This is a genomic window from Streptomyces sp. DF42, from assembly GCF_058267695.1.
The window spans coordinates 9,445,275-9,471,522 of sequence record NZ_CM177859.1; the positions used below are offsets into that span (position 1 = coordinate 9,445,275).

General features: G+C 71.1%; 25 protein-coding genes and 4 pseudogenes. 15 read left to right on the plus strand and 14 right to left on the minus strand.

Annotation, left to right across the window (positions count from 1 at the left end; all coding sequences use genetic code 11):
* Positions 1-37: 37 nt before the first annotated feature.
* Positions 38-460 carry a cupin domain-containing protein gene (locus tag ACYUED_RS43450; protein ID WP_491294709.1) on the minus strand — a complete coding sequence of 141 codons (423 nt, stop codon included), beginning with the start codon at positions 458-460 and terminating at the stop codon, positions 38-40.
* A 371-nt stretch (positions 461-831) separates the two neighbouring features.
* Between ACYUED_RS43450 and ACYUED_RS43455 the strand changes: the two genes are divergently transcribed.
* From ACYUED_RS43455 to ACYUED_RS43485, 7 genes and pseudogenes are all read left to right on the plus strand, one after another.
* On the plus strand, positions 832-1,821 hold the full coding sequence (locus ACYUED_RS43455; protein WP_491289893.1) for an ROK family glucokinase: 990 nt from the start codon (positions 832-834) through the stop codon (positions 1,819-1,821).
* Positions 1,822-1,974: 153 nt separating this feature from the next.
* Positions 1,975-3,408, plus strand: coding sequence for a sugar porter family MFS transporter (locus ACYUED_RS43460; protein WP_491289894.1), 1,434 nt, complete (start codon positions 1,975-1,977; stop codon positions 3,406-3,408).
* On the plus strand, positions 3,405-3,779 hold the full coding sequence (locus ACYUED_RS43465) for a WhiB family transcriptional regulator (protein WP_491289895.1): 375 nt from the start codon (positions 3,405-3,407) through the stop codon (positions 3,777-3,779). The genes ACYUED_RS43460 and ACYUED_RS43465 overlap by 4 nt, the downstream gene beginning before the upstream one ends.
* Before the next feature lie 222 nt (positions 3,780-4,001).
* Positions 4,002-6,836 (plus strand): ATP-binding protein, encoded by a 2,835-nt coding sequence (locus ACYUED_RS43470; protein ID WP_491289896.1) that lies wholly within the window; start codon positions 4,002-4,004, stop codon positions 6,834-6,836.
* A 33-nt stretch (positions 6,837-6,869) separates the two neighbouring features.
* A pseudogene (locus tag ACYUED_RS43475) lies at positions 6,870-7,010 on the plus strand (hypothetical protein); the annotation flags it as partial.
* 65 nt (positions 7,011-7,075) lie between these two features.
* The gene (locus ACYUED_RS43480) at positions 7,076-8,554 is read left to right on the plus strand and encodes an aspartate ammonia-lyase (protein WP_491289897.1); all 1,479 of its coding nucleotides are present in this window, start codon (positions 7,076-7,078) and stop codon (positions 8,552-8,554) included.
* 107 nt (positions 8,555-8,661) lie between these two features.
* On the plus strand, positions 8,662-9,180 hold the full coding sequence (locus tag ACYUED_RS43485) for a DUF2231 domain-containing protein (protein ID WP_491289898.1): 519 nt from the start codon (positions 8,662-8,664) through the stop codon (positions 9,178-9,180).
* Between the two features lie 278 nt (positions 9,181-9,458).
* Here ACYUED_RS43485 and ACYUED_RS43490 read toward each other — a convergent pair whose 3' ends face one another.
* The 4 genes from ACYUED_RS43490 to ACYUED_RS43505 all read right to left on the minus strand — a co-directional run bounded on the left by ACYUED_RS43490 (position 9,459) and on the right by ACYUED_RS43505 (position 12,528).
* Complete coding sequence (locus ACYUED_RS43490) at positions 9,459-10,037, minus strand: Rv1733c family protein (protein WP_491289899.1); 579 nt, start codon at positions 10,035-10,037, stop codon at positions 9,459-9,461.
* 471 nt (positions 10,038-10,508) lie between these two features.
* Positions 10,509-10,961: a pyridoxamine 5'-phosphate oxidase family protein gene (locus ACYUED_RS43495; RefSeq protein WP_491289900.1), complete on the minus strand. Its 453-nt coding sequence runs from the start codon at positions 10,959-10,961 to the stop codon at positions 10,509-10,511.
* A gap of 194 nt (positions 10,962-11,155) precedes the next feature.
* Positions 11,156-12,181, minus strand: a complete 1,026-nt coding sequence (locus ACYUED_RS43500) for a 6-phosphofructokinase (RefSeq protein WP_491289901.1) — start codon at positions 12,179-12,181, stop codon at positions 11,156-11,158.
* Between the two features lie 149 nt (positions 12,182-12,330).
* Positions 12,331-12,528 carry a hypothetical protein gene (locus ACYUED_RS43505; RefSeq protein ID WP_491289902.1) on the minus strand — a complete coding sequence of 66 codons (198 nt, stop codon included), beginning with the start codon at positions 12,526-12,528 and terminating at the stop codon, positions 12,331-12,333.
* A 307-nt stretch (positions 12,529-12,835) separates the two neighbouring features.
* Here ACYUED_RS43505 and ACYUED_RS43510 point away from each other — a divergent pair.
* Positions 12,836-13,019 (plus strand): annotated as a pseudogene (locus tag ACYUED_RS43510) (hypothetical protein); the annotation flags it as partial.
* A gap of 39 nt (positions 13,020-13,058) precedes the next feature.
* Here ACYUED_RS43510 and ACYUED_RS43515 read toward each other — a convergent pair.
* The 4 genes from ACYUED_RS43515 to ACYUED_RS43530 all read right to left on the minus strand — a co-directional run bounded on the left by ACYUED_RS43515 (position 13,059) and on the right by ACYUED_RS43530 (position 16,938).
* Complete coding sequence (locus ACYUED_RS43515) at positions 13,059-13,763, minus strand: response regulator (protein ID WP_491289903.1); 705 nt, start codon at positions 13,761-13,763, stop codon at positions 13,059-13,061.
* 170 nt (positions 13,764-13,933) lie between these two features.
* Positions 13,934-14,593, minus strand: a complete 660-nt coding sequence (locus tag ACYUED_RS43520; RefSeq protein ID WP_491294711.1) for a CBS domain-containing protein — start codon at positions 14,591-14,593, stop codon at positions 13,934-13,936.
* A 44-nt stretch (positions 14,594-14,637) separates the two neighbouring features.
* Entirely contained in the window at positions 14,638-15,102 is a 465-nt protein-coding gene (locus ACYUED_RS43525) for a Crp/Fnr family transcriptional regulator (protein ID WP_491289904.1), read from the minus strand.
* Between the two features lie 123 nt (positions 15,103-15,225).
* Positions 15,226-16,938: a SulP family inorganic anion transporter gene (locus ACYUED_RS43530; protein ID WP_491289905.1), complete on the minus strand. Its 1,713-nt coding sequence runs from the start codon at positions 16,936-16,938 to the stop codon at positions 15,226-15,228.
* Between the two features lie 295 nt (positions 16,939-17,233).
* Here ACYUED_RS43530 and ACYUED_RS43535 point away from each other — a divergent pair, with 295 nt between their 5' ends.
* From ACYUED_RS43535 to ACYUED_RS43545, 3 genes and pseudogenes are all read left to right on the plus strand, one after another.
* Complete coding sequence (locus ACYUED_RS43535) at positions 17,234-18,145, plus strand: universal stress protein (RefSeq protein ID WP_491289906.1); 912 nt, start codon at positions 17,234-17,236, stop codon at positions 18,143-18,145.
* A 27-nt stretch (positions 18,146-18,172) separates the two neighbouring features.
* Positions 18,173-18,298: pseudogene (locus tag ACYUED_RS43540) on the plus strand (zinc-dependent alcohol dehydrogenase); the annotation flags it as partial.
* A gap of 14 nt (positions 18,299-18,312) precedes the next feature.
* Entirely contained in the window at positions 18,313-19,185 is an 873-nt protein-coding gene (locus ACYUED_RS43545; RefSeq protein ID WP_491289907.1) for a universal stress protein, read from the plus strand.
* Between the two features lies 1 nt (position 19,186).
* Here ACYUED_RS43545 and ppk2 read toward each other — a convergent pair whose 3' ends face one another.
* Positions 19,187-19,993, minus strand: a complete 807-nt coding sequence (ppk2, locus tag ACYUED_RS43550) for a polyphosphate kinase 2 (RefSeq protein ID WP_491289908.1) — start codon at positions 19,991-19,993, stop codon at positions 19,187-19,189.
* Between the two features lie 135 nt (positions 19,994-20,128).
* Here ppk2 and ACYUED_RS43555 point away from each other — a divergent pair, with 135 nt between their 5' ends.
* Together ACYUED_RS43555 and ACYUED_RS43560 are read left to right on the plus strand one after the other, a co-directional pair.
* Positions 20,129-20,269, plus strand: coding sequence for a hypothetical protein (locus ACYUED_RS43555; RefSeq protein WP_491289909.1), 141 nt, complete (start codon positions 20,129-20,131; stop codon positions 20,267-20,269).
* A 78-nt stretch (positions 20,270-20,347) separates the two neighbouring features.
* Positions 20,348-21,673 carry a competence protein CoiA family protein gene (locus tag ACYUED_RS43560; RefSeq protein WP_491289910.1) on the plus strand — a complete coding sequence of 442 codons (1,326 nt, stop codon included), beginning with the start codon at positions 20,348-20,350 and terminating at the stop codon, positions 21,671-21,673.
* Between the two features lie 273 nt (positions 21,674-21,946).
* Here ACYUED_RS43560 and ACYUED_RS43565 read toward each other — a convergent pair whose 3' ends face one another.
* Positions 21,947-22,342, minus strand: coding sequence for a nuclear transport factor 2 family protein (locus ACYUED_RS43565; protein ID WP_491289911.1), 396 nt, complete (start codon positions 22,340-22,342; stop codon positions 21,947-21,949).
* A gap of 173 nt (positions 22,343-22,515) precedes the next feature.
* On the opposite strand from ACYUED_RS43565, the gene ACYUED_RS43570 reads away from it, so the two are divergent.
* Entirely contained in the window at positions 22,516-22,878 is a 363-nt protein-coding gene (locus ACYUED_RS43570) for a cupin domain-containing protein (protein WP_491289912.1), read from the plus strand.
* Positions 22,879-22,969: 91 nt separating this feature from the next.
* On the opposite strand, the gene ACYUED_RS43575 is transcribed toward ACYUED_RS43570, so the two are convergent.
* Both ACYUED_RS43575 and ACYUED_RS43580 read right to left on the minus strand, forming a co-directional pair.
* Positions 22,970-24,325 (minus strand): vWA domain-containing protein, encoded by a 1,356-nt coding sequence (locus tag ACYUED_RS43575; RefSeq protein ID WP_491289913.1) that lies wholly within the window; start codon positions 24,323-24,325, stop codon positions 22,970-22,972.
* On the minus strand, positions 24,322-25,179 hold the full coding sequence (locus ACYUED_RS43580) for an AAA family ATPase (RefSeq protein WP_491294713.1): 858 nt from the start codon (positions 25,177-25,179) through the stop codon (positions 24,322-24,324). Before ACYUED_RS43580 ends, ACYUED_RS43575 begins: the two co-directional genes overlap by 4 nt.
* Positions 25,180-25,437: 258 nt before the next feature.
* Here ACYUED_RS43580 and ACYUED_RS43585 point away from each other — a divergent pair, with 258 nt between their 5' ends.
* Positions 25,438-26,034, plus strand: coding sequence for a hypothetical protein (locus ACYUED_RS43585; protein WP_491289914.1), 597 nt, complete (start codon positions 25,438-25,440; stop codon positions 26,032-26,034).
* Positions 26,035-26,077: 43 nt separating this feature from the next.
* Here ACYUED_RS43585 and ACYUED_RS43590 read toward each other — a convergent pair.
* Positions 26,078-26,231: pseudogene (locus ACYUED_RS43590) on the minus strand (ABC transporter ATP-binding protein); the annotation flags it as partial.
* Positions 26,232-26,248: the final 17 nt, after the last annotated feature.

Below are 26,248 nucleotides of genomic sequence, written 5' to 3' on the forward strand. Positions count from 1 at the left end.
AACTGACGTGACGAACTCCCCGTCTGCGGGCCGTGGTTCAGTCGGCGGAAGGCCGCGGGGCGCGCAGGTGGGCCCGCTTCTCCAGCTCCTCGTCGTCGACGAGCGTGAGCATCGGCTCGCCGGGCGCGCACATCATGACGACGACGTACTTGGCCGGGGTGTCCGACAGCGCGTTGCCGTTCTGGTAGTGGATCACCTCACCGCCCGGCTCCCAGAAGGTCTCACCGGCCTTGATCACCCGCTCGGGCTCGCCTTCGAGTTCCCACCGGACGGCGCCTTCGGTGACGTAGCCGAAGCACGGCCCCGAGTGCCGGTGCGGTGGCGTACCGGGGTGTCCCGGAGGCCACTCGACCAGCACGGTCATCGCCGAAGCGCCGTCCGGCACGAAGGGCGGCCTGACGTCCGCCAGCATCCTGGGGCCGGTCCCCTCCTGGTCCCCGTGTCCGCCGTGCCCGCCCATTGATCCCATCTCCAACACCGTGTCATCCCTCCGTCGATCCGATCTGCTTCACAGGAAAAGACCGGGCACGGTCCGCGTGTGTGACAGCGCGGGCGGACGGCGTTCACGACGCAGTCGAATGACTCAAGCAAATCGCGGCCGGATCCCGGAAGCTGAAGCAGTTCCCGGGCCTGCGGCGAACCGTCGCCCCGGGGTGCCGAGGCCGCCGTGCCCGGAGTTCCGGATGGTGATGAGCCGGCTCTTCCGCACATTCACACTGCGTCACAACGTTAGGAACACACCATGCTTCTCGCTCTCGTCGGTCCGCGGTGGTCAGGCGGACACACGCGTCGGCACGCGTCCCGTCGGTTCGACGGTGTGGGCGGTGCCGCATGAACGAACAGAACGGCGGTCTCACTCTCGGTGTCGATCTCGGCGGCACGAAGATCGCCGCCGGGGCGGTCGACCCCGCCGGGAAGGTCGTCTCCCGTGTACGCATCCCCACCCCGAACGACCCGGACCGGATCGCCGAGGCGATCGCCGAGGCGGTCCAGCGGGTCCGCTGGGGCTGGGACGACGTCCGGGCGGTCGGCGTCGGCGCCGCCGGATACGTGGACGCGGACCGTTCGACGGTGCGCTTCGCACCCAACCTGGGATGGCACGACAAGGCGATCCGGGACATCGTCCAGGAGGCCACCGGGCTTCCGGTCGTCGTCGAGAACGACGCGAACGCCGCCGCATGGGGCGAGTTCATTCACGGAGCCGGTGCCGGGCACGACGACATGCTGATGGTCATGGCGGGTACCGGCCTGGGCGGAGGCGTCATCAGCAGAAGCCGGCTCTTCCGAGGCCACTTCGGCATGGCCGGGGAGATCGGCCACTACCGAGCGGTCCCCGACGGGCTCGGGTGCCCCTGCGGCCAGTACGGCTGCATGGAGCAGTACGCCAGCGGAGCGGCTCACACACGCCGGGCCCGCGAGATGTCGGCCGCCGATCCGGCACGGGCCGCGGTCGTACTCGCCCTGGGCGACGGCACCCCCTCCGGCCTTGAGGGGCACCACGTGACCGAGGCGGCCCTCCGGGGTGACCCCTTCTCCCTCGATGTGTTCGCGCAGTCGGGCCGCTGGCTGGGACAGGCTCTCGCCGACCTCGCGTCCATCCTCGACCCGTCCGTCCTCGTCATCGGCGGCGGCCTCGGCGACACCGGCGAGCTGATCAGGCGTCCGGCCGAGATCTCCTACCGCCGGGCCCTCGGCGGCGGCGAGCACCGTGTCCACGCCGCGGTCCGCACCGCCACCCTCGGACCGGACGCCGGTCTCGTCGGCGCAGCCGGCCTCGCCCGCGTCCACGAACTGCTCTCATCCCCGGCAGCCAGTCTCTGACCGGCGGCGCACACGCCGACAGACACGCAGAGCGGTGCCCGCGCACCAGCGCAGTCGTCATGCAGATCCACGTCCTCTACGACCGGCACGCCCGCCTGGCCGGCAGCCCCGCCGTACGTCCGTGCACCCGGTCCTGTGAAGGAGTCCTTGTCCATGACCGCGAACGCCTCTTCCAGGGGGCAGGCCCGATCAAGGGCCACGCTCCACCGGCCCAACCTCCGGCGCATCACCTACATCTCTGCGGCAGCGTCGATCGGCGGCTTCCTGTTCGGCTACGACAGCGCCGTCATCAACGGTGCCGTCACCGGAATCCAGCACCGATTCGACGTCACCTCCAGCGAGACGGGCACCATCGTCGCCTCCGCCCTGCTCGGTTCCGCCTTCGGAGCGGCCGTCGCCGGGCGTCTGGCCGACCGCATCGGCCGTCCGCGCGTGATGCACCTCGCCGCCGTCCTCTTCGCGATCAGTGCGCTGGGCTCGTCCATGCCCTTCTCCGCCTGGGACCTGGGAGCCTGGCGTGTCGTCGGCGGTATGGCGATCGGCCTAGCCTCGCTGATCGGGCCCACCTACATCGCCGAGGTCGCACCGCCCGACCACCGCGGCCGGCTGGCCTCGTTCCAGCAGGCGGCCATCGTGCTCGGCATCACCGCCTCCCAACTCGTCAACTGGGGCATCGCCCAAGGGGCCGACGGCAGGAGCGAGAACCAGCTGGGTGCCCTGCATGCCTGGCAGTGGATGCTCATGGCCGCCGTCGTCCCGGCACTCGCCTACCTGTTCCTCACCCTGCGCATCCCGGAGTCGCCGCACTTCCTCGTCGCCACGGGCCGCGAGGTAAAGGCCCTCGCCGTACTGCGCGACCTGCAGGGCACCTACGACGGCGCCGAGGACCGGATCACCGAGATCCAGCACGCGCTCAAGACCGGCCACACGCCGCGGGTACGCGATCTGCTCGACGGCCGCTTCGGGCTTCTGCCGATCGTGTGGGTCGGCATCGGGCTGGCGGTCTTCCAGCAACTCGTCGGCATCAACGTCATCTTCTACTACTCGTCGCTGCTGTGGCAGTCGGTGGGCATCGACCAGTCCAACTCCCTGCTGATCAGTCTGTCCACGTCGATCATCAACATCGTGGGAACCGTCGTGGCGATGCTTCTCATCGACCGGGTCGGCCGCAAACCGCTCGCGCTGACCGGCTCCGCCGGCATGGCCGTCTCGCTGTCCGTCGCCGCCTGGGCGTTCTCGTACAAGACGGGGAGCGGCAGTGGTCTGTCCATTCCGGACACGCAGGGCACCGTGGCGCTGGTCGCCGCCCACGCCTTCGTCTTCTTCTTCGCGGTCTCCTGGGGTGTGGTGCTCTGGGTGATGGTCGGCGAGATGTTCCCGCTGCGGATCCGCGCCGCCGCGATGTCGGTGGCGACCGCCGCCAACTGGATCGCCAACTGGGCCGTCACCGAGAGCTTCCCCCGCATGTCCGACTGGAATCTGTCGTCGACCTACGCCGTCTACGCCGGTTTCGCCGTGCTCTCCTTCGTCTTCGTCGCCGTCCGGGTGCGCGAGACCAACGGCAGGAAGCTGGAGGAGATGGGATGACAGCGCCACGTACCCTCCGGCCGGACAACCGTGCCCTGCCCGTCCGTTCGGTGGCGGGCTGGTGGCCGGCCGCGTCCTGCCGAGGCACCGACATCGAGACCTTCTTCCCGCCTCCGGGTGACCTGGAGAGCGTCCGGCGGGCGCTGATGATCTGCGATCGGTGCCCGGTGCAGATCCTGTGTCGGCAGTACGCGCTCGATCACCGGGAACGACACGGGATCTGGGGCGGTCTGACCGAGGAGACACGCGAGACGCTCCTCCGCATGGGGCCGCCGCCGGCCGTACGCACCCGGTCACCTGAACCCGCCGAACTCCTCGTTGAACCGAGGACGTGGATCGCCCCTCCGGAGTCGTCATGGGTTGCGCCGTGAACATGGCGAACTTCCGCAAAGCGTTCATCCTGACGCCGGGCTGATCCCGACGGCGCCGTCATCGACAGAACCGGCCGGGGGCCACCAGCCCGGCCGGTTCTGTCGCGTCTGCGCCGTCGAGTCCCCACCTCGGCGTCGCCGTACTGGCGACGGTTAAGTCGTTTGACTGATGGTGCGATCCCGCCGAGGGTGTAATGGGTCGGGATTAGAATGCCGTGCGACGTGACACTCTGCACGGAGGAAGCCGCACATGCTCAGCCCAGCAGCCGGAGCCTTCCTCAGGCCGAACCCAGCCCCCGCGCGATGATCGGCCGGGACGAGGAGCTGCGCGTCCTGCGCAGGCTGCTGGCGGACGCGGCGGACGGACGCGGCGCTGCGCTGTTGATCCACGGCACCGCCGGCGTCGGCAAGTCGGCTCTGCTGCGCACGGTCGGCGCCGAGGGCACCGAGGGCGGTTTCAAGGTGCTGAGCGCAGCCGGTGTGGAGACCGAGCTGTGGCTGCCGTTCGCAGCCCTGCAGTTGCTGCTGCGGCCGGCCGCCGACGGCATCGGGAAGCTGCCGGCCACGCATCGGACGGCACTGGTCGACGCGTTCAGCGCCACGCAGAACGAGCCCCACATCTTCCGGGTCGCACTCGCCGTACTCGAACTGCTCGCCGACCAGGCCGACCGGCAGCCGCTCCTGCTGCTCGTCGACGATGTGCAGTGGATCGATGCGCCGAGCCGGGACGTCCTCAGATTCGTGGCCCGGCGCACCCGCGACCTCCCCGTACTGGTCATCGCGGCCTCCCGGCCCCGCCCGCCCGAGACCTACGCCCCGAGCGCGCAGCCGGATCTGCCTCTGCAGCCGCTCGGCCGGTCGGCCGCCGCCGAACTGCTCGACGCGGGTGCACCGGACCTGCCGGCGCCGATGCGGGCCCTCATCCTGGAACGCGCCGAGGGCAACCCGCTGGCCCTGGTCGAGCTGCCCAAGACGGTGCAGGACATGGCACCGCAGCTGGACGATCTGCCGCTGACCAAGCGGCTGGAGGACGCGTTCGCCGCACGTACGGACTCGGTGAGCCCGGAGTGCCGCACGCTCCTGCTGGCCCTGGCCGCCGAGCCCAACGCACCACTGAACCGGCTGCTGGACGTGTCGAGTCGTCTGACGGGCACGGCGGTTTCCGTGGAGACGGTGCAGGAGGCGGTCGACGCGGGCCTGGTCGTCCTGGTCGGCCGCGCTCTTGAGTTCCGGCATCCGCTGATGCGCTCGGCGATCTACACCCGCGCCACGGTCGCCGACCGGCTGGCCGCCCACCGCGCCATCGCCGCGGCCATGGCCGACACCCCCGAACGCCAACTCCTCCACCTCGCTGCCGCATCGCTGGGCCCGGACGCGGAACTCGCAGCGCGGCTCGAACGCTTCGCCGACACCGCGCTGGCCCGGGGCAAGGTGGCGTCGGCCGTCCCGGCCCTGCGCCAGGCGGCCGAGCTCGTCCAGGACCCGCGCCGCAGGACCGAAATCCTGGTCCGGGCTGTCGAGTCGGCCAGTGAGATCAACGACAGGATCCACACCCAGTTGTTGCTCGACCAGGCCGACATGACCGAACTCGGCCCACTGGAACGGGCCCGCCTCATGGTCGTGTCCGACAAGGCGGCGTTCGAACCCGAGGACCCGCACCGCCGCATCGAGGACATGGTGACCACGGCGGCCGGCGCGTTCGACGCGGGAGCCGTGCGGGTCGCCGAGAACCTGCTGTGGCGGGCCGCTGCCCGTTGCTTCTTCCAGGACGGCGACGCACGGGTGCGCACGCTGGCCGCGGCCGAACTGGACCGCTGGGACCCCGATCCGGACGGGCCCGTCGTCCTGACGGTAAGGGCGTACACCGAACCGTACCGGCACGGCGCCGAGGTGATCGCACGGCTCGACGCCCTCCGGCCGGACCACCAGGACGGCCGGATCATGCACTTTCTCGGCAGCGGCGCGATGGTCCTGGGCGACGTCACCCGCGCGGCTCGGTACCTGTCGCTGGCGGCCGCGGCGTGGCGGTCGCAGGGCAGGCTCGGACTGCTCGCCCGGTCACTTGCCGGCAGTTGGCCGCGGGTCTACCTCGGTCAGCTCGATCGGGCCCGCGAGGAGTCCGGCGAAGGACTCGCCCTGGCCGAGGAGACCGGGGAATGGATCGTCTGGCTGGGAGTGAAGGCGACGGGGAGCCTGGTGGCGGCGCTGCGCGGGGAGACCGACGCCGCGGCGCGGATGCTCGGCGAGCTCCGTGCCCACCGGCTGTTCCCCGGCATGCCGTTCGCCGCCGTGATGGCGCAGCAGGTCGAGGGCCTGCTCGCGCTCTTCGACGGCCACACGACCGAGGCGTACGACATTCTCGCGCGCGCGTTCGATCCGACCGACCCGCACCACCATTCGGTCAGCCGCTGGCTGCTCGCACCGGACCTGGCGGACGCCGCAGTGGCCGCGGGCACCGTGCGGCGGGCCCGGGAACTCCTGGACGGGCTCCCCGAGTTGGCCGCCCGGCTGCCCTCGGAAATGATGGTGGTGGCCCAGGCCTACACCGAGGCGGTGCTGGCGCCGGACGACACGGCGGAGGAGCGCTACACCGCGGCGCTGGCCGCGTTGCCCGCCGGCTGGGCCCTGTCGCGGGCCCGGCTGCACCTGCACCACGGCCGCTGGCTGCGACGGCAACGGCGCAACGTGGACGCCCGGAACCCGCTGCGCATCGCCCGCGACGAGTTCGACCGGGTCGGCGCGCGGCCCTGGGCCGAGATGGCTCGCGAGCAGCTGCGCGCCGCCGGAGAGTCGAGCAGCCGGCGGCATGCGAACACCAGCGACCGGCTGTCGGCTCAGGAGATGCAGATCGCGGTGCTGGCATCGCAGGGACTGAGCAACCGGGAGATCGGCCAGCGCCTGTTCATCTCGCACCGCACCGTCGGAGCCCATCTGTACCGCATCTACCCCCGCCTGGGCATCACCAGCCGCGGCAAGCTCGCCGCCGCGCTCTCGGCACTCCACGACGGACACCCGGCGGCCGAGACGCCAGGCGTGAAGGCGGCCCGGTCTCGCTGAAGTGCAGGCGCGGCCGAAGCGGACTGCCCGGACTGCAGTGGGTTCTCGGACCGGGTGCATGACTCCTCTCGGCGCAGGCTGAAGGATGTCCCGTTCGGTGGGCAGGGCGCCGTTGTCCTTACGGTGTCCCCGAGGATCTTCACCATCACCAATATATTGCATTCTGCATGTTGAAGGGTGACACTGGGCCCGGATGGCGGTGGCCTGCCGACGGGCCCCGCGATGAAGAGGAGCACCGGATGGCGGCAGTCACGCGTATCGAACACGACCTGCTGGGCGACAAGGAGGTCCCCGCCGACACCTACTACGGCGTGCACACGGTGCGGGCCCTGGAGAACTTCGCGATCACCGGGTCGACCATCGCCCAGTTCCCTGACCTGATCGCCTCGCTGGCTGCGGTCAAGCAGGCCGCCGCGGCAGCCAACCGCGACCTGGGCCTGCTGCCTTCGGAGGTCGCCGACGCGATCATCACGGCCTGCCAGGAGATCGGCGCGGGACAGCTCCATGACCAGTTCGTCGTCGATCCCATCCAGGGTGGCGCCGGGACGTCGACGAACATGAACGCCAACGAGGTCATCGCGAACAGAGCACTGGAGCTCCTCGGCCACCCTCGTGGCCTCTATGAGGTCATCCACCCACTCGACCACGTGAACCTCGGCCAGAGCACCAACGACGTCTACCCCACCGCCGTGCGCCTGGCCCTGGTCACCTCGCTGCGACAGCTCTGCGCGTCCCTGGAGGGCCTGGCGGGCAGCTTCTCGGCGAAGGCTGCGCAGTTCAGCGACGTGCTGAAGATGGGCCGCACCCAACTCCAGGACGCGGTGCCCATGACACTCGGTCAGGAATTCACCACGTACGCCGTCATGATCGAAGAGGATCGCCTGCGCCTCACCGAGGCCGGCGCCCTGCTCCTGGAATGCAACCTCGGCGGTACGGCGATCGGGACCCGCATCAACGGCCACCCCCGTTATGCGGAGCTGGCCTGCGCCCACCTCGCCGGGATCAGCGGCGAACCGGTGGTGTCCGCGGGTGACCTCATCGAGGCCACCCAGGACTGCGGGGCCTTCGTCCAGCTCTCCGGCGTCCTGAAGCGAGTCGCGGTCAAGCTCTCCAAGACCTGCAACGACCTGCGCCTGACCTCGTCGGGGCCGACCACCGGACTGGGCGAGATCAACCTCCCACCGGTACAGGCCGGTTCCTCGATCATGCCCGGCAAGGTCAACCCGGTCATCCCGGAAGTCGTCAACCAAGTGGCCTTCGAGGTCATCGGAAACGACCTGACCGTGACCATGGCGGCCGAAGCGGGCCAGCTCCAGCTCAACGCGTTCGAACCCGTCATCGCCTACGGCCTGTTGCGCTCCCTCACCCACCTACGCGCTGCCTGTGACACGCTCGCCGCCCGCTGCGTCCCCGGCATCACAGCCAACCGTGACCACCTCCACGACGGCGTTCACCGCTCCATCGGCCTGGTCACCGCGCTCGCCCCGTACATCGGCTACGCCGCCAGCACCTCCCTCGCCCGCCAGGCCAGGGCTTCCGGCCGTCTCATCAAGGACCTCGCGGCCGAATCGGGTCTTCTCACCACCGACCAACTGGACACGATCCTTTGCCCTGAAGCCCTCACGGGGCACCGGCACGTGCGCGCGGACCTGGAACCGGGGCGTGTTCGGGACGGCCACGGAGCGGACGACGTTCCGTGCCGGAGCGTCCGGCCCTGAGCCGAGGGCCAGGCCTTCGTACGCTCAGAAGAAGCTGAGAACTTCCTGTGCCAGGCTGGCGCGACTGATCAACACCACGTGTGCCAACCCTGCTGGAGGAGCCACCAATGAGCCTGGTCAACGGCCTGCCCGCGCACATACTGCTCGTGCATATCGTCGTTGTGCTCGTCCCCCTGACCGCTCTGGCCCTCGTGGTCTGCGCGATCCGGCCGACGGCGGCACAGCGCCTGGGCATCGTGCTGCCGCTGCTGGCCCTGGTCACGCTCTTGAGCGTTCCCCTCACCACGTCGGCCGGGGAGTGGCTGGAGCAACACGTCGGCAGCAACGCGCTGGTGCGCCGGCACGCCGAGCTCGGCGACGGCATGCTTCCGTGGGCAGGCGGCCTGTTCGTTCTGACGGTCGTCGTCTGGTGGGCGGCTCGCCGCACCGCCGCGTCCGCGTCGGGGACCTCTCCCCGCACTCGCCTGTCCGCCACGCCGATGCGCATCGCCGCCGTGGTGCTGTCGCTCATCGTGTCCGCGGGAGCCGTCGTCGACGTCTACCGCATCGGTGACTCGGGGGCGAAGGCCGCCTGGCACGACGGCTACTCGAAGACGGCGTCGAGTGGCGACGGGGACGACAACTGACCTGACGCGGGCTCATCCCGACGTCGGGGTGGGCAGGTCAGGGGCGGGCCGGCACGTGACAACGGGTGCGGGCTCTGCGACCACCGCGGCACACCCGCGGATCGCAGCTGCCGGCGACTTCTCCGGGCGCGGTCGCGGTGGTCGCGGGCCCCCGGAAAGGCCTGCACGTCACGCTGGTTCGTCGGAGTGGAGGGCCGGGCGGGGGAGGGCCGGGTGCGGGCATCCGCCGGAAACGGGAATCTCGCCGGCATCGTGCTCACAAGGGATCAGGCAGCGCGTCAACCGGTCCTGTGCCCCCACTGAGGGCCGACCACGTCCCATTCCTCGCCCCACTCATCGGTACGCCGCCGTTCGAGCCGCCACCGTGCGACCGCTCCGGCGCCGCACGCGATACCGGCGAGACCCAGCGCGGCGCCTGCGCCCAGTACGGCCGATTCGAGGGAAGCCGCACCCTGGCCGGGCGGCCTGGTGGTGAGTTCGCCCCGATCGTCCAGCCAGATCACGACCGAGGCACCGGCCTTCATGCCCACGTCCACCAGGGCGCTGCCCGAGTGCGTGGAGTGGTCCGCGGTCGTCCAGCGGACCCTGGCGAGGATCCGGTCGCTCGCGCCCGCGAACCTGGAGACGCTGCTGGACGTGTCCGTGAGGAGTACGGCCCGGGCGGCGTGACGCTCGGCGCGCTGGCGGGCGAACACGTCGTCGGCGGCACGGGCCGTGAGCAGGCCGACCAGCGAGCCTCCCACCGCGACGACGGCCCACACGATCAACACGATCCACGCCTCGATGACGTCGTCACGTCGGCGCAGCGAGTTGCCGCGCCACCGCCAGAACAGCTTTCGCGTACGCCTGCTGCCCACGGGACCGCACCTCCCCATCCGGTTCTCACTCCCTACGGTGGCAGCCGCCATGCCGCCGCGGCATGGGCCTGTCAGGCGGAACGAGAGGGCCGATCGGGACCTTCAGGGTGCCCGCACACGGGCCGTTCGGCCTGGTGGCGCAGGCGCAAAAAGGCGGAGCGGCGCGGTACTCGCCTCCGCGTTCCTGCATTCGTGTTCCCTGGGCGAAGGAAACCCGCCCGACACCGTGCCCACTGCCTTCTGGCCGTGATGCCGACCGGTTGGGGCGCGCCCCGGCCCCGTGAGGTGACCCGATACGCCCTGTCGGTCGCCAGGGGCGGGAACGGAAGGTGGGCAAGTACGTCCCGTATGGGCTCCGCGCCCGGGACCCGACCCGGAAGGGACCCTTGCGTCCGTCGACTCGAGCAGGCACCCTCCCCGCTCACGGACGACGCGGTGCTCCGCACGGCCGCCGTACCGGCCGCCGGCATGTCAGCCGTCGTCGGCGTCGAGCCTGACACCGGTGACCAGTTCGGGGCGGATCCGCACGGCGTAGTCCATCGTCTGCCTCACCCACGGGTTGAGCAGCCGCCGGTAGCGGGCCAGTTCCTGCGGTTCCGTCACCAGCTGCGCATAGCCGGTGGCCACCACGCTCCAGCCCAGATGCGTGCGCGGGTCGATCTCGTCGGCCTCGTAGGCGACGACGACGCCCGCCGAACCGGCCTGGCCGGTGCGTGAGGTCAGGGCCGCGCCCTCGTGTGTGCGGATGACGATGTCGCCGTTGTCCATGACATGGTTGACGGGCCGAATGGTCGGCAGCGCCCGGTTGGTGAAGACGATCCGTCCGAACGACACACTGCCCAGCAGCCGCAGCGCTTCGGCCCTGTCGAGGTCGGTGCTGCGGCGTGGTCCTACGAGGATCGGCCGGGCGGGGCGGAGGGCCATGGTGGGTATCCGTACGTGTCGGTCGTTCAGGGGCTGCGGTGCCGCTGGGGTGCGGGCCCGATCACGCCATGGAACGACGCGTCGGCCTGCACCACCAGAGCCGTTTGGTCCCGTCGCGGGACCGAACGGCCCCACATCGGCCTTCGGGTGGCTCAGCCGGCCGGCGCGGAGAGAGCAGGTCCGACAGCGGCAGGTCAGCCGAAGAACACCTCGAACTCGTCGTACAGCGCCGGATCGACCGTCTTGGTCCTGCCCCGGCTCTCGTCGAGCGGGACGCGGACGACGTCGGTGCCGCGCAGGGCCACCATGACGCCGAAGTCGCCGTCCTTGACCGCGTCGACGGCGTGCAGGCCGAAGCGGGTGGCCAGCCACCGGTCGAAGGCGCTCGGCGTGCCGCCACGCTGGACGTGGCCAAGGACAGTGGTGCGGGCATCCGTGCCCGTACGCGCCGAGATCTCCTGGGCCAGCCACTCGCCGATGCCGGACAGGTGTACATGCCCGTACTCGTCCAGCGTCCGGTCTTTGAGGATCATCCGCCCCTCCTTGGGGACGGCCCCCTCGGCGACGACCACGATCGGCGCGTAGTTGATCCTGAATCGGCTCTTCACCCAGGCACAGACCTGGTCGATGTCGAACGGCCGCTCCGGGAGGAGGATCACGTTGGCGCCGCCGGCGACGCCGGCATGCAGGGCGATCCACCCGCAGTGCCGGCCCATCACCTCGACCACCAGGGTGCGCATGTGCGACTCGGCGGTGGTGTGGAGGCGGTCGATGGCCTCGGTGGCGATGCCCACGGCCGTGTCGAAGCCGAAGGTGTAGTCGGTGCCGGGCACGTCGTTGTCGATGGTCTTGGGCACGCCGACCAGACTGACTCCCTGGCGGCTCAGCTCGGTGGCCGCACCGAGCGTGTCCTCGCCGCCGATCACGACGAGTGCGTCCACCTGGTGCGCGGCCAGGGTGTCCTTGATGCGCCGCACTCCGTCCTCGTGCTTGAGGGGGTTGGTGCGGGAGGAACCGAGGATGGTTCCGCCGCGTGGCAGGATCCCGCGCACGCGGGCGATGTCCAGTGGCACGATGTTGCCCTGCAGAGCACCGAGCCAGCCGTCCCGCAGGCCGACGAACTCGAAGCCGTACTCCTGGGTGCCCTTGCGGACGACGCTGCGGATCACGGCGTTGAGGCCGGGACAGTCACCGCCGCCGGTCAGCACTGCGACCTTCATGGCTTCCTCCCTTTCCGCCCGGAGCGGGCATGCCTCGTCGTCGCGCTCGAAGCCCGGCTGTCCGCACTCGGCCTCGGGCGCCTCAGCGGTCTCGCAGGCTCGCTCCGGCACGTTTCCCGGCCCGTGTCGTACGGACAGAGCCACGCGGCTCACCTCTGCGCATGCGACTCGCCGAACCGGGTGCCTCTCCTTCCATGATGAGCGTCGGTGACTCCGTCGGCGACCCGCCCTGAAGGCCCGCCGCCGAGGACCTTCGGCGCGTCGGTGACTCCGTCGGCGACCCGCCCTGAAGGCCCGCCGCCGAGGACCTTCGGCCGCATGACCAGGCCGTGCCGCCGTCCGATCATGAACGCCGTCCCCTCATGGCGGCCGTCCGATCATGACGAGGGAGGGGCGGGAGGTGGCGCCGTGTCCGACGCGACGACCACTTGCCTGTACGAGGTCACGATCGTCATGTCGTGCTTGCGAGAGCTGGTGCGTGCCGCCGAGCGGGACGACGAGGGCGGTCTGCAGGAGGTGGGCGGCGCGGCCCCGGCACACGGCCGGTCACGGCGCCGACCACGGGCGAGGGCCCGGGACCGCACGCCCCGGAGCAGAGCCCACCGCCGCCAGGTGGGCGGAGAACCAGTCACGGGCCACCTCCGCCACCGTCGACAGCGTTGGGAACTCGTCGAGCGCACGGGCCTCGACGGAGGGGAACGCGAACAGTGGGAGGACGTCTCCCGCTCACTTCACATGCCCTTCCACCGGGGCGTCATCGGCCAGTTCGAGGGCTACGGCGACCTCGCCGAACCGGACTGGGAACGGCTGTCGCAACCGTTACGGCCACATCCGGCGCGCCGTAGGGCCCCATGGACCGCCGGAGGGCCCCGGGGCGTCACCGCCGTGCGGGACGGTCCCCGGACTCGGGCTGCTCCAGCTGCGAGGCGAGCACGGCGGCCTGCACCCGGCGCTGGACGCCGAGTTTGGCCAGCAGCCGCGAGATGTGGTTCTTGACGGTCTTCTCCGACAGATAGAGCCGCTTGCCGATCTCGCGGTTGGTCAGGCCGTCCCCGATCAGTGCGAGGATCTCCCGTTCACGCGGCGACAGACTCGCGAGCTCGGGTGCGAGCTCGGGGGCCTCGGCGGGCTCGGTGCGCAGCGTGCGCATCAGCCGAGCGGTCGTGGCGGGGTCGAGCATCGACTGGCCCGAGGCGACCGTACGAACCGCCGAGACCAGGTCGGAGCCCCTGATCTGCTTGAGCACATAGCCCGACGCACCGGCCATGATCGCGTCCAGCAGGGCGTCCTCGTCGTCGAAGGACGTCAGCATCAGCACCGCCAGCTCCGGCATGCGGCTGCGCAGGTCGCGGCAGACGGAGATGCCGTCGCCGTCAGGGAGGCGTACGTCCAGGACGGCCACGTGCGGCCGCACGGCGGGCGCCCGCACCAGCGCGTGCTCGACATTCGCGGCGTCCCCCACCACGCTGATGTCCGGCTCGGAGTCGAGCAGATCGGCCAGGCCGCGCCGGACGACCTCGTGGTCGTCCAGCAGGAAGACGCGGATCGGGTCCTGTGCCGTGAAAGTGCGTGCCTCGGTCATGCCGACCCCTCGTTCCCCGATGAGTGGCGGACGGGCCGCCCTCAGACGATCGTGACGTGCCGGGGGCGGACTCACTAGGGCCGACCGGCCCCACCACCGAAGCTACATCGAAGAAGCCCGGCAGGCAGACTGCGGTACAGGGGCGGCACGCGTGCCCGGCGCCCAGTGGCTCACTCCGCGGCCGGGCCGTCCCCGGCCAGGTCGAACCGCACGTCCACCACACCCTCCACGGCCCGGGCCAGTCGTGCGGCCACGGGCACCAGGGCACGGTCCCGGACCCGGCCGGCGAGCAGAACGACGCCCTCGCGGACCTCCACCCACACCGCGGACGCCGGAGCCGGGAAGAGATACGCCACGACCTCCCGCCGTATCTCCTCCGCGATGGCCTCGTCGTCGCGGAGGAACACCTTCAGCAGGTCGGCCCTGCTGACGACACCCTCCAGCCGGCCCGTGGCGTCGACGACGGGCAGGCGCTTGACCCTGGACCGTGCCATCATCCGGGCGGCCTGTGCGAGCGTCGCGTCGGCCCGGACGGTGACGGCGGGCGAGGTCATCAGCTCCTCAGCGGTGACCGAACCCGCCTTGGCGAGGTCGGACAGCCTGCGCAGCTGCGTGTACCGGTCCGGATCGCTGTCGCGGAACTCCTCCTTGGGCAGCAGGTCCGCCTCGGAGACGATCCCCATGACCCGGCCGACGGCGTCCACCACGGGCAGTGCGCTGATCCTGTGGTCCTGCATGATCCGCACGAGGTCCTTGAAGGAGTCCTCGCGTCGGGCGGTGATCGCGGCGCGGGTCATCACATCGGCGACGATGTGCGGCGACCCGTGCACGGTCGCTCCTTCGGCACTCCGTTCCTCACGGGTGAAGGGCACGTTCATCGCGCGCTCCCGCTGCCGTACGGGGCGTACAGATCCAGCAGCCGGGTACGGGCCGTGCGCAACCGGTGGGCCACCACCTCGCCCACCCAGCGGGCGACGGTCTCGCCGAACGCCGGATCCTCCTTGCACATCGCGCGCACGGCCACGGCGTCGAACTCGTACGCCCGCACGGGCGTCGCCGCCTCCGCGCCCAGGTGCCAGGTGTGCGGGTGGAACAGCCAGGACCAGCCGACGAGTTCGTTGTGCCCGAGGCACTCGATGACGGCGGCCTGGCGGCCGGGCACGCGCATGTCGAGTTCGACCGTGCCGGTGCGGATGATCCAGAAGCGGCCGGCCTTGCTGCCCTCCTCGAAGAGGCGGGTGCCCTGGGGGAGCGACACCTCCCGGGCCACGTCCATCAGCCGCTGCCGGTGCTCGGCGGGCAGCGCCCGCGGCATGATCGTCGTTGTGGGACCGTACATGGCAGGCCTCCAGGAGCGCGTCTCGACTGGCCGCTTCCAGCGTGATGGCACGCAGCGGCATGGACCATGGGCCACCCGGCCCCGGCCCGGGGCCACCCGGCGGCATACGCAGGGCACCTCCGGCTACCGGCCGCGGCGCCACTCCCGGTACGCCGCCACAGCCGTGGGCAGCGTGGGAAAGATCAGTTCCTCGCCGACCGAGTCCAGCAGCCCGTACGGCCGCAGGTCGTCCAGCAGGTCCCGCTTGACACGTGCCATGGCGAACACGACGCCTCGCCGGACCAGTTCACGGCGCACGTCGTCCACCGCGTCCAGGGCTGTGATGTCGACCTCCACGTTGGCCTCGGTGTTGAGGACGAACCAGTGGACCTCCTCGGTCTGTTCGTCGACGGCGGCCAGCGCACGCCGCCGGAAGTCCTCCGCATTGGCGAAGAAGAGCGGGGAGTCGTAGCGATAGACCAGCAGGCCCGGAATGGTGCGGGCCGTCGGGTAGTCGTCCACGTCGTGCATGCCGGCCACCCCTGGCACCAGCCCCTCGACGGCGTCGTGCGGGCGGGCCACCCGGCTGAGCAGCTCGGCCACCGACATGCCGACGGCGACCAGTACTCCGTAGAGGATGTCCAGGGCCAGCACCCCGGCCAGGCAGCCGAACGCCAGGAGCAGCTCGCGGCGGCGGAAGGAGGCCAGGCGGCGGAAGCCCGCCAGGTCGATCATGCGGGTGGCGGCGTACACGACGAGTGCGCCCAGCACCGCCGACGGCGTCCGCGCGAGGAGAGGGCTGAGGAACAGCAGGACCGCGACGACCCCCGCGCCGGCCACCAGCGAGTAGGCCTGGCTGTGGGCGCCCGCCGAGGAGGCGAGCGCGGTGCGGCTGGCGCTGCTGCTCACCGGGAACCCGTGCACCGCGCTCGCGCCGAGATTGGCCGCGCCCAGCGCCAGGAACTCCTGGTTGGCGTCCAGATCCGCCGCTCCGTCCTCGCCGCCGCTGAAGGCCCGTGCCGTGAGGATGAAGTCCGTGTACGCGACGAGCAGGACTCCCAGGGCGGGCAGCACCAGATGCGGCACCTCCGTCAGATCCGGGAGGCCGAGGTCGGGGAGCCCCGCCGGCACCTCCCCGATCACCTTGATGCCGAGCCGGTCGTCGAGGCCGAGGACGATCACGGTCACCGTGCCCAGCACCACGGCGAGCAACGGCCCCGGAAACGCGGGCGCCCACCGGGCCACCGCGAACAGCAGGGCGAGAACGGCGGCGGAGAACAGCAGCGTGGCCGCGTGGACCTGCCCCAAGTTCCCGAAAAATGACCACACTTGGACGAAGAAGACCGACCCGGTCGTCGGCACCCCGGTCAGCTTGGGCAGCTGGTCCACCGTCATGATGAGGGCCACGCCCGCCAGATAGCCGATCAGGACCGGGCGGGAGAGCAGATCGGCGATGAACCCCAGGCGCAGCACCCATGCCGCCAGACACAGCAGGCCGACCGTCATGGCGAGGGTGGCGGCCAGCGTGGCGTACCGGTCCGGGTCCGATCCCGCGAGAGGGGCCACCACGGTCGCCGTCATCAGCGCCGTCGTCGACTCGGGTCCCACCGACAGCAGCCGTGACGAACCGAGCAGCGTGTACAGGGCGATCGCGGGCAGGATCGCCCACAGTCCGGCGACCGGCGGCAGCCCGGCCACGCCCGCGTACGCCATCACCTGCGGGACCAGATACGCCGCGACCGTGGCTCCCGCCAGCAGGTCGCCGCGCAGCCAGGAGCGGCGGTAGCCCTTCAGCACCGCGGCGCCCGGCACCAGATCACGTCGGCGCGGGGCGTGCCGGTCCGGGCGGTGGGACATGGGACTCCTTCCGCAGGGTGCCTCAAGGATCCACCGAGCCACCCGCGCGGGCGAGGGCCGACCTGCCGGTACGGCCCAACGGATCCCGCGGTGGAGGTCGTTCGGCCCAGCGGGCGTAGTCGCCGACGGCCTTCAGCACGAACAGCCCGGGCGGCCAGGGCGGCCAGGGCGACCGGCCCCGGCCGGCGCGCTGCGGATGGGGCCGGTCGGTCCCGGTGCGGGACCAGCGGCCCCTGCTGCAACAGGCCCCGGGTGACGAGGCTGAAAGCAGACCCCCTGATCAGGAGGCAGAACCATGGCCCGCACTGTTGTCGCAGGTCTCGACGGTTCCCCCGAAAGCCGGGCCGCCGCCGAATGGGCGGCCCGCGAGGCGAAGCTGCGCGGCCTGCCGCTGAAATTGCTCCACGTCCGGGAGCCGGTCCCGGAGCCGGTCGCCCAGGCACCGCTCGTGGGCGGGGAGACCCTGCAGCACTGGAGCGACAAGATCCCCCGCGAGACCGGGGAGGGCATCCGGCTGCGTCACCCCGGCCTGGAGGTCGTCACGGAGCAGGTCGCCGGCCGGCCCGCGGACGTCCTCAGGGAGCGGGCGAAGGACGCCGAACTGCTGGTCCTCGGATGTCGCGGCCTCAGCGGGATCGGCGGCTTCATGATCGGCTCCGTCGGTCTGGCCGTGGTGGCGCACACGGAACGCCCCGTCGTTCTGGTCCACGCCGGCGAGCAGGCCTCCGACGAGCACGAGCACGAGCCCGACCCGACGGGCATCCCGTCGGCAGCCACCCGCTACCGGCCCGTCCTCCTCGGCCTCGACGTCGCGGCCCCCGACAACTCGGTGATCGACTTCGCCTTCGAGGAGGCCGCTCGGCGCGCCACGTCCCTGCGGGTCGTGCACGGCTGGAACCTGCCGCCCTACTACACCTACGGCCTGTCCGCCGACGCGGGCTTCCACAACGAGATCAGCCGCCGGCAGGCCGTCGGCCTGGCCGAGACCCTCCGTCCCTGGCGGGAGAAGCACCCGGCCGTCGACGTCATCGCGGAGTCCCGCTCCGGCAGCGCCGCCCATCACCTGGTCGACGCCTCCCGCGAGGCCTCGCTGGTCGTCGTCGGCCGCCGGATCCGGCGCAGCGCCGTCGGCACGCACACCGGACCCGTTACCCATGCCGTCCTCCACCATGCGCCCACCCCCGTCGCCGTCATCGCACACGGCTGACCCGTCCCGCCTTGAGGAGTTGCCCCCATGAAGGCAGCCGTCGTACGAGCCCTCGGCGAGCACCTGGTCATCGGGGAACGTCCCGACCCCGACCCCGACCCCGAACCCGGACCCGGGCAGGTCCGGGTCCGCGTCGAGGCCTCTGGGCTGTGCCAACGGTGAACACCATGGAACTGCCCCTGGTGGTAGGCGTGGACGGCTCCGGACCCAGTCTGCGCGCCGTCGACTGGGCGGCCGACGAGGCCGCCATGCACGGCGTGCCGCTGCGCATCGTGTACGCCTCGCTGTGGGAGCGCTACGAGGGCAAGTCCCTCGCGGGGGACCTGGGCAAGCCGGACGAGGAGGTGTCGGCCGCCGAGATCGTCGGGGCCGCCGCCCGACGGGCGCGCGACCGGCACCGGGATCTCGAGGTGGGCGCCGAAGCCGTTCCCGAGGAACCGGACTACGTGCTGCCGAGGGAGAGCCGCAAGGCCACCGCCGTCGTGGTCGGTACCCGCGGACGCAGCGGACTGGCCGAGGCCCTGCTGGGCTCCGTGAGTCTCTCGGTGGCCGCACACGCGCACTGCCCGGTGATCGTGGTACGCGGCAGCCACGACAACCAGGCCCGGACACCGGTCCACGGCCGGGTCGTGGTGGGTGTCGGAGAGGACGCGAGGCAGACGGCTGCCGTCCGCTTCGCCTACGAGGAGGCCCGGTTGCGCGGTGTGCCCCTCGACGCCGTACGCGCCTGGCGGTGCCCCGCGCACGAGACCACCGGCCATCCCCTGATGGCCGGTGAGCCCGCCCGTTTGCGCCAGGAAGAGGCCGCCGAGGCGCTGGAGACGGCACTGCGGGACGCCCCGGCCGACGTCGAGGTGCGCCGGCGCACCCTGGAGGGCCACGCGCGCCGGGTGCTGGCCGACGTCTCCCACGATGCCGACCTCCTGGTCGTCGGGGCCAGGCGGCGCGAGGGACACCACGGGCTTCAGCTCGGGCGGGTCGCCCACGCGGTGCTGCACCACTCCGCCTGCCCGGTGGCGGTCGTACCGCAGTACGGGTGAGTCACAGGTTCGCCGCGTGATCGGGAACGTAGTTCTGCAGATCGCGCGGCGGACGCACGTAGCCGGTCGACGCCGGCCGGTCCGGCAGCTCCAGCACCGGCGGCGGCACCTCGTGGTACGGCAGGGAGCCGAGCAGGTGGGCGATCATGTTCAGCCGTGCCCGGCGCTTGTCGTCGCTCTCCACCACGTACCACGGCGCCTCACGGACGTCGGTGTGCACCAGCATCTCGTCCTTGGCCCGGGAGTACGCCTCCCAGCGGGTGATCGACTCCAGGTCCATCGGCGACAGCTTCCAGCGCCGTACCGGGTCCTGCAGCCGGCGCCGGAAACGGTCCTGCTGCTCGGTGTCGCTCACCGAGAACCAGTACTTGCGCAGCAGGATGCCGTCCTCGACGAGCATCCGCTCGAAGATCGGGCACTGGCGCAGGAAGAGCTGGTACTCCTCCTTCGTGCAGAAGCCCATGACATGCTCGACCCCGGCCCGGTTGTACCAGGACCGGTCGAACAGTACGATCTCCCCGGCGGCCGGCAGATGCTCCACGTACCGCTGGAAGTACCACTGGGTGCGCTCGCGCTCGGTGGGCGTCGGCAGCGCCGCGATCCGCGCGACACGCGGGTTGAGGTGCTCGGCGACCCGCTTGATGGTGCCGCCCTTGCCCGCCGCGTCCCGGCCCTCGAAGACGACCACCAGCCGGGCGCGCTCGGCGCGCACCCACTCCTGGAGCTTCACCAGTTCCGTCTGCAGGCGCAGCAGTTCCTTCTCGTACGTCTTGCGCGGCAGCGCCGCCCCCGCCTTCTTGCCTGCCATGGCGCCGCCCTTCCCGTCACCGACATGCGGACACCGGGGGCCGACCGGCCCTCGGTTCAACGCCGGTCAGCCCGTGGGGACTCGCCCCGTTCCGCTGGACGCTCGAAGTGTAAGGAAACCCGGAGGAGAATCGCGATGAAGGACGACACGCCCGGCTCCCCGGTACACGCCCAGCACCGCGCGGAGCGGCCGCCCTCCTCGACGAGGCGGACCGGCTCGTCGGCATCGTCTCCGTGCTTCGCCGATCCGCACGGCCTGCGCGCCCTCGGGCAGTGATCGCAGGCGGCGGCCACCGCTCCGGGCACCCGATCACCGCCCGAGTGGATTGTCAGTGGTGCGTCCTACTCTCGCCATATGACCTACAGCGTCTGGCACAGGGGCCTCGGTATCACGCTCGATCTGACCGAGGCGGATCTCGGACACCCCGAATACCCGCGGCTGCTCGACGAGATCTACGGCCATTACCAGCCGGATCTTCTGTACTGCCTGGAAGCCCATGAGGACGAAGGGTTCATCTGCCCCGGCTTCATGGCGATCCGCAAGGTCAGCGGCCGACCGCACGCCATGCATGTGGCAAAGGGCGAACGCCCCGAGACAAAGGCCGAGAGCGATCTCCACAAAGCGCTCGGGGAATACACCGCCGACATCGCCTCGGGGGAGGGTTTCCATGTGACGCGAGCGGAGGCGGCCGCGCACGGAAAGCACCGTACGGATGTGACGGTGGAAGGCGCCGACAGGCACCGACTGGCATACGAAATACAGCTCGCGGCGATAGCCGGCGGTTCCGTGGACGAGCGCACCCGCAGCGCACACCGGGAGGGCCTCACCCCCCTGTGGCTCGTCAACAACGAGAACGCGATACCCATCGACCGCGCTCCCTGGGCCCGACTGAACGTACAGAGCTGGCGCGACGTGACCGACCGCGCTGCACTGTCGGTGCGCGGCGGCGTCAAACAACTGCACATGTCGCGCTGCGACTGGAGCAACCCGGTGCCCTGTCCCCGGCAGCGCGCCGGACGGTGCGGCGGACGGCACGGGCTGTGGGAACCGGTGCGCGGCCTCTACTACGACGACGTCATCCGGCGCACGGGCGCGGGCGAACTCGTCTCGCTCTACATGCCGCATCCGGCAGGCCGCCGCGGCTGGCACATGTGGGTCACCCCGACGGACAAGGAGGAGTTCCTCGAAGGCCGCCCCGAGCCCGTTCCGGGGGAGCGGACCGCGCCCCGGGCAGGACAGCCCCTTCCGCTTCCAGGACCCGCGGGTCTGCGGGAAGGCGACGGCATGGGGACGGGAGTTCGGAGCGAACTCACCCGGGCGCTCGACGACGGGCAGCCCATCGATGCCTCCCTGTGGCACACGGAGCCGGGCCCGTCCGAATTCTCCCGTCCCTTCACGGTGGGTGAGTTCGTCATACCCGGCGATCTGGTCGCCGCGCGGCGCACCTTCACCCGGGCGCTCGAACACTGCACGGACATCGCCTCGCACCTGCCGAGCGGCGCGGACATCGCGGCGGGACGCGCGGAGATCTCCGACAACCAGCGTGACCGTCTGGGGGACGCGCGGGAGCGGTGCAGGCGTCTGGCCGAGGAGATGCACACCCACCCGTGGTGGGAGACGGTCGGTGACCGGCACGCGGCTCGGGAGGCGCTGACGCACGCGGCCACCCACGACACGTGAGCTCTGGCCGATCGCCGTGCATCACTGCCGACACGGCCTACCGACATGCCCAACCGATGGGCACGCCCTGAACACACCCGGCGAGCTGTCGCGCTTCGAGCTGCCGCAGATCGTCGTCGAGGCGCACGGGGCGGCCCCGTCGGACATGCCGCTCGGCGGACATCCTGCTCGCCGGGCATAGGGTGTGTCGGGCCGTGCCGCAGCGGAGTCATCGACTCCGGCGGGATGGCGGATGCGGCCCGCTTCGCCCGGCTGCGCGGCCGGGCGACGGCGTCATGACCAGAACTCGTTGCCCGCGTCGAGGTCTTCCACGCACTCGTCGAGGTCGGTGATCTTGTCTCCGACGATCCGGAAGACGATGCCTCCGTCCTCGTCCATGCTCTTGTCGCCACGGCGGGCGGTGGCGTGGTGGAGGGAGACCGCATGTCCGCGGCCGTCCACCAGGATGCTGCGCAGTTCGACCTTGAACGTGCCGCCCGTCTCCTCGAACAGCCGGCGGTAGTAGTCGAGGACCGCATCGATCCCCTTGCAGTCTCCGGACAGCGGGTGGCTCCCGGGCACGTGGTGCGTGGCGTCGCTCGTCATCATCGAGCGCAGGGTGTCCATGTCACCCTTTGAGAAGGCTTCGTAGCCCTTGCGGACGAGCAGTGCGTGGGGGTGTTCAGCCACGATGATCGCCACCTTTCTGGTGGATCGGCGATGGCGGCCTCCGCGCACCATTCTCCGCCTGTTCGACCCACTTGTCCGCTTGTTCGGCGAAGGCCGCGTTCCCCGGATGGCGCCCCCGGGTGGACGGGTCGACGATGGTGTGGTGGACGGGGCTCGCAATGGAGGGAGCCGACATGATCGAGATCAAGGCCGTGGACAAGCCCGACGAGCGGCGCGACTTCCCGCGCGGACACCTCGAAGCGGTCCACATGACGGGGCTCGACTTCGCCGTGGCCACTTTCGAACCCGGCTGGCGCTGGTCCGAGTCCGTAGGGCCCATCGCCGGCACGGACACCTGCCAGGTCCATCACAACGGCTACTGCGTCAAAGGGCGCATGCGGGTGAGCATGGACGACGGCGGCGAGAGCGAGGTCGCAGAGGGCGACGCCTTCGTGATCCCGCCCGGCCACGACGCCTGGGTGGTCGGAGACGAACCGTGCGTGGTCTACGACTTCGCGGGCGGCATGGCAACGGACTACGCGAAGGCGAAGGACTAGGAAGAAGGGCTCGGAAGCCGAAGCGCCCGGAAGACGTACGGGGAAGCAGGGCCAGGAAGGGCACGGTGTCCGGCTGCGCGTGCCGGGGCGGTCAGACCGGCAGCAGACGTGCGATCAGTGCGCTGAGCTGGCGGGCGGTGCGGCACTCGTGCATCTCGACCAGCTCGGCGTACCCGGGTGCGGCGGAGTCGCCCGTTCCCCACAGGGCCTGCGGCTCGGGGTTCAACCAGTAGACGCGCCGGGCCCGTTCGGCGACACGCCCCACCGCCGCCAGGTTCGGATCGCTCCTGTTCGTACGGGCGTCACCGAGGACGAACACCGTGGTGCGCGGGCCGACCGCCTCGCCGTAGCGCTCCGCGAACTCGCCCAGCGCGACGCCGTAGTCGCTGCTGCCGTGCCAGCCCGTGAGCGTCGCCTCCGCACGGATGCGTGCGCCCAGCCCCTCCGGGTCGGCCGCGCCGTGCTCAAGGAGCGGGGTCACCTCGTCGAGCCGGTTGACGAAGGCGAACACCCGCACCTTGCTGAACTGGTCGTGCAGCGCTTGCACCAGCAGCATCGTGAAGTCCGAGAACCCGGACACCGACCCCGACACGTCGCACAGCAGCACCAGTTCGGGCCGTACCGGACGGCGTCTGCGCCGCACCGGCTTCATCGGCACCCCGCCCGTCGACAGCGATCCGCGCAGGGTGCGGCGCAGGTCGATGCTGCCGCGGGAGGCGCGGCGCCGGCGTGCCGTGAGCCGGGTGGCGAGCTTGCGGGCGAGCGGCTGAACCGTCCTGCGCAGTTCGGCGAGCTGGAGCTTGCCGGCGTACAGGAAGTCGACCCGGTCGGGCGTCGTGGCCACCGCGCGCCGGGCGAGTTCGTCCCGGTCGCGCCGCTCGGCGATCCGGCGCCGCGCCTCCGCGGCCACCTGCCGGCGGAAGGTCTCGATACGCCGCCGGATCTCGTCCTCGAGCAGCCGGTCGGTGAACCCGGACGCGCCGCCCTGCGCCCGGACACTGTCGCGGACACGGGCGAACAGCGTCTGCGGGCGGAGCCGGTCAAGCGTCTGGTGCGAGGACCAACCGTCCGACGCGGGGGAGGAGCCGTATCCGCCGAAGCCGTCCACCGCCTCGGCCGCCAGTCGTGCCATCAGCATCTCGTCGCCCGCGGCCAGTGCCCCCGCGAGCCGGTCCCGCAGTTCGTCACGGCCCGCCGACTCGCCCTGGGGCGCGCCGATGCCGCGCGGGAAGTACAGGTCGAAGACCGGGTCGAACACCTGCCGCTGGGCCGGCCCGTGCAGCAGCGTCGCGGCCAGCCCCTCCCGCAGCAGTTCGCGGTCGGCGAGGCCCAGCTCCGCCACAGCCTGCGCCGCGTCCACGGTCTCGCCGGTGCCGATCCGCATGCCGTGCGCCCGCAGCGCCCCGACGAGCGACGTGAGGCGATCCGCCACGCCGGGGGCGGTCACACGGCGTCCAGGTCGAGCTTGGCGGCCGCCTTGAGGACGTCGTCCTGGTGCTTGAGCAGAACGCCCAGGCTGTCATGTACGACGGTCTCGTCGAGGGTGTCGGCGCCCAGCGCTAGAAGCGTGCGCGCCCAGTCGATCGTCTCGGCGACCGAGGGCACCTTGCGCAGGTCCATCGCCCGCAGGGCACCGACCACGCGGACCACCGAAGTCGCCAGTGCCTCATCAAGACCGGGCACCTTCAGCCGTACGATGCGACGCTCCAACTCCTCGTCGGGGAAGCCGATGTGGAGGAAGAGGCAACGGCGTCGCAGCGCCTCGGACAGCTCGCGGCTGGCGTTGGAGGTGAGGACGACGAAGGGACGCCGGGTCGCGGTGATCGTGCCCAGTTCGGGGACGGTGACCTGGAAGTCGCTCAGCACCTCCAGGAGCAGGCCCTCCACCTCCACGTCCGCCTTGTCGGTCTCGTCGATCAGCAGCACCTTGGGGTCGTCACCGCGGATGGCGGTGAGCAGCGGCCGTGTGAGCAGGAACTCCTCGCTGAAGATGTCGGTACGCGCCTCGTCCCACGTCTCGTCGCGGCCCGCGCTGATGCGCAGCAGCTGCTTGGCGTGGTTCCACTCGTACAGCGCCCGGGACTCGTCCACGCCCTCGTAGCACTGCAGCCGGACCAGCCGCGCCTGCGCCACCTCGGCGACGGCCTTGGCGAGCTCGGTCTTGCCCACCCCGGCGGGGCCCTCCACCAGCAGCGGCTTGCCCAGCCGGTCGGCGAGGAAGACGGTCGTGGCGACCGCGGGCGAGGCGAGATATCCGGTGGCGGTGAGACGCGCGGAGACGTCGTCGACGGATGTGAACAGCAACGGAGCCTCCAGCTCGACACGGATCGGTGCGGATCGGAACGCGGATCGGATCCACTATCTAAGCGCTTGTTCACCCCTCTGTCACGCGAACCGAGGCTCCTCCGTGAGTGAGACCCGCTCGGCTTCCGGAACGCCGACCACGTCGTCCCGGTCGTCAACCGCTCTCGTGCGGGCGGCACGCCCCCCGCCAAGGTGCCCGGCAGGCTCAAAGAAACGGCCCGGGGCGATGTCAGTGGTGCGCTGTACGTTTCGGGCATGGGGATCTATCTGGTCAGTGTCGGTGCGCAGGAGTGGTTCGACGACGACGAGGACGAGGGCGGCCGAGGAGCCCTCGCCTCCGCGCTCGGCGAGGAGTTGAGACGGCGCGGCCTGCCGCCGTACGAGTCGGTGCCCGAGGCGGCGGACCTGGTACGCGGTTCCGGAATGTCGTTCGAGGAGAAGCTGGTGCCTCCCATGGACGGCTTCAGCGCGCTGTGCCGGACGCATCTGTCACGAGAGGAGGAAGAGGTGCTCTGCGGCTGGTCGGTGCTGGTGCCACTCTCGCTCGACGAGGAGATCTGGCTGCCCCTCGGCTCCGCGTACACGGACGCCACGATGGTCGCCGGCGCTCCTCAGGTGCTCGGTCTCGTCGAGCGGCTGGCGGCGGCCGTAGGACTGCCGGTGGACGCGATACCGGCCGCCTGCGACAACCTCGATCTGACCATGTGGTTCCTGGACGGCCCGGCCAAGGACGTGGCGGTCGCCCGGCCCGGACCGTGGAGCGAGGACCTGGACGCCGCGTTCTATGTGGCCCTGTATCTTCGGGCCGCACAGCACTCGCTGCGGCGAGGCTGTCCGATGGTCTACTCCTGATCGTTCCGGAGGCGTCCGATCACGCCTCCGACCGGGCCTCCGATCACGCGCCCGCCACCGAGTCGAACTCGGACTTCCCCGCCCGGGACACGCCGGGCGCGTCCGCGTCCACCGACCGCCGCAGCGCCTCGTGCGGCTTCGCCGTGGTCAGGACGCCAGGGAAGGGCCCCGTCCAGCAACGCGATCCGGCCGCTGTCGCACCGGCCCCGCCGGC

Bases quoted from the DNA above. Each gene is read 5' to 3' on its own strand.
- ACYUED_RS43570 (WP_491289912.1), top strand. From the start codon at position 22,516: ATGATCGAGATCAAGGCCGTGGACAAGCCCGACGAGCGGCGCGACTTC.
- ACYUED_RS43555 (WP_491289909.1), top strand. From the start codon at position 20,129: ATGAAGGACGACACGCCCGGCTCCCCGGTACACGCCCAGCACCGCGCG.
- ACYUED_RS43505 (WP_491289902.1), bottom strand. From the start codon at position 12,528: ATGATCGGACGGCGGCACGGCCTGGTCATGCGGCCGAAGGTCCTCGGC.
- ACYUED_RS43460 (WP_491289894.1), top strand. From the start codon at position 1,975: ATGACCGCGAACGCCTCTTCCAGGGGGCAGGCCCGATCAAGGGCCACG.
- ppk2 (WP_491289908.1), bottom strand. From the start codon at position 19,993: ATGGCAGGCAAGAAGGCGGGGGCGGCGCTGCCGCGCAAGACGTACGAG.
- ACYUED_RS43465 (WP_491289895.1), top strand. From the start codon at position 3,405: ATGACAGCGCCACGTACCCTCCGGCCGGACAACCGTGCCCTGCCCGTC.
- ACYUED_RS43545 (WP_491289907.1), top strand. From the start codon at position 18,313: ATGGAACTGCCCCTGGTGGTAGGCGTGGACGGCTCCGGACCCAGTCTG.
- ACYUED_RS43535 (WP_491289906.1), top strand. From the start codon at position 17,234: ATGGCCCGCACTGTTGTCGCAGGTCTCGACGGTTCCCCCGAAAGCCGG.
- ACYUED_RS43585 (WP_491289914.1), top strand. From the start codon at position 25,438: ATGGGGATCTATCTGGTCAGTGTCGGTGCGCAGGAGTGGTTCGACGAC.
- ACYUED_RS43495 (WP_491289900.1), bottom strand. From the start codon at position 10,961: ATGGCCCTCCGCCCCGCCCGGCCGATCCTCGTAGGACCACGCCGCAGC.
- ACYUED_RS43525 (WP_491289904.1), bottom strand. From the start codon at position 15,102: ATGTACGGTCCCACAACGACGATCATGCCGCGGGCGCTGCCCGCCGAG.
- ACYUED_RS43500 (WP_491289901.1), bottom strand. From the start codon at position 12,181: ATGAAGGTCGCAGTGCTGACCGGCGGCGGTGACTGTCCCGGCCTCAAC.
- ACYUED_RS43530 (WP_491289905.1), bottom strand. From the start codon at position 16,938: ATGTCCCACCGCCCGGACCGGCACGCCCCGCGCCGACGTGATCTGGTG.
- ACYUED_RS43450 (WP_491294709.1), bottom strand. From the start codon at position 460: ATGGGCGGGCACGGCGGACACGGGGACCAGGAGGGGACCGGCCCCAGG.
- ACYUED_RS43455 (WP_491289893.1), top strand. From the start codon at position 832: ATGAACGAACAGAACGGCGGTCTCACTCTCGGTGTCGATCTCGGCGGC.
- ACYUED_RS43560 (WP_491289910.1), top strand. From the start codon at position 20,348: ATGACCTACAGCGTCTGGCACAGGGGCCTCGGTATCACGCTCGATCTG.
- ACYUED_RS43480 (WP_491289897.1), top strand. From the start codon at position 7,076: ATGGCGGCAGTCACGCGTATCGAACACGACCTGCTGGGCGACAAGGAG.
- ACYUED_RS43515 (WP_491289903.1), bottom strand. From the start codon at position 13,763: ATGACCGAGGCACGCACTTTCACGGCACAGGACCCGATCCGCGTCTTC.
- ACYUED_RS43485 (WP_491289898.1), top strand. From the start codon at position 8,662: ATGAGCCTGGTCAACGGCCTGCCCGCGCACATACTGCTCGTGCATATC.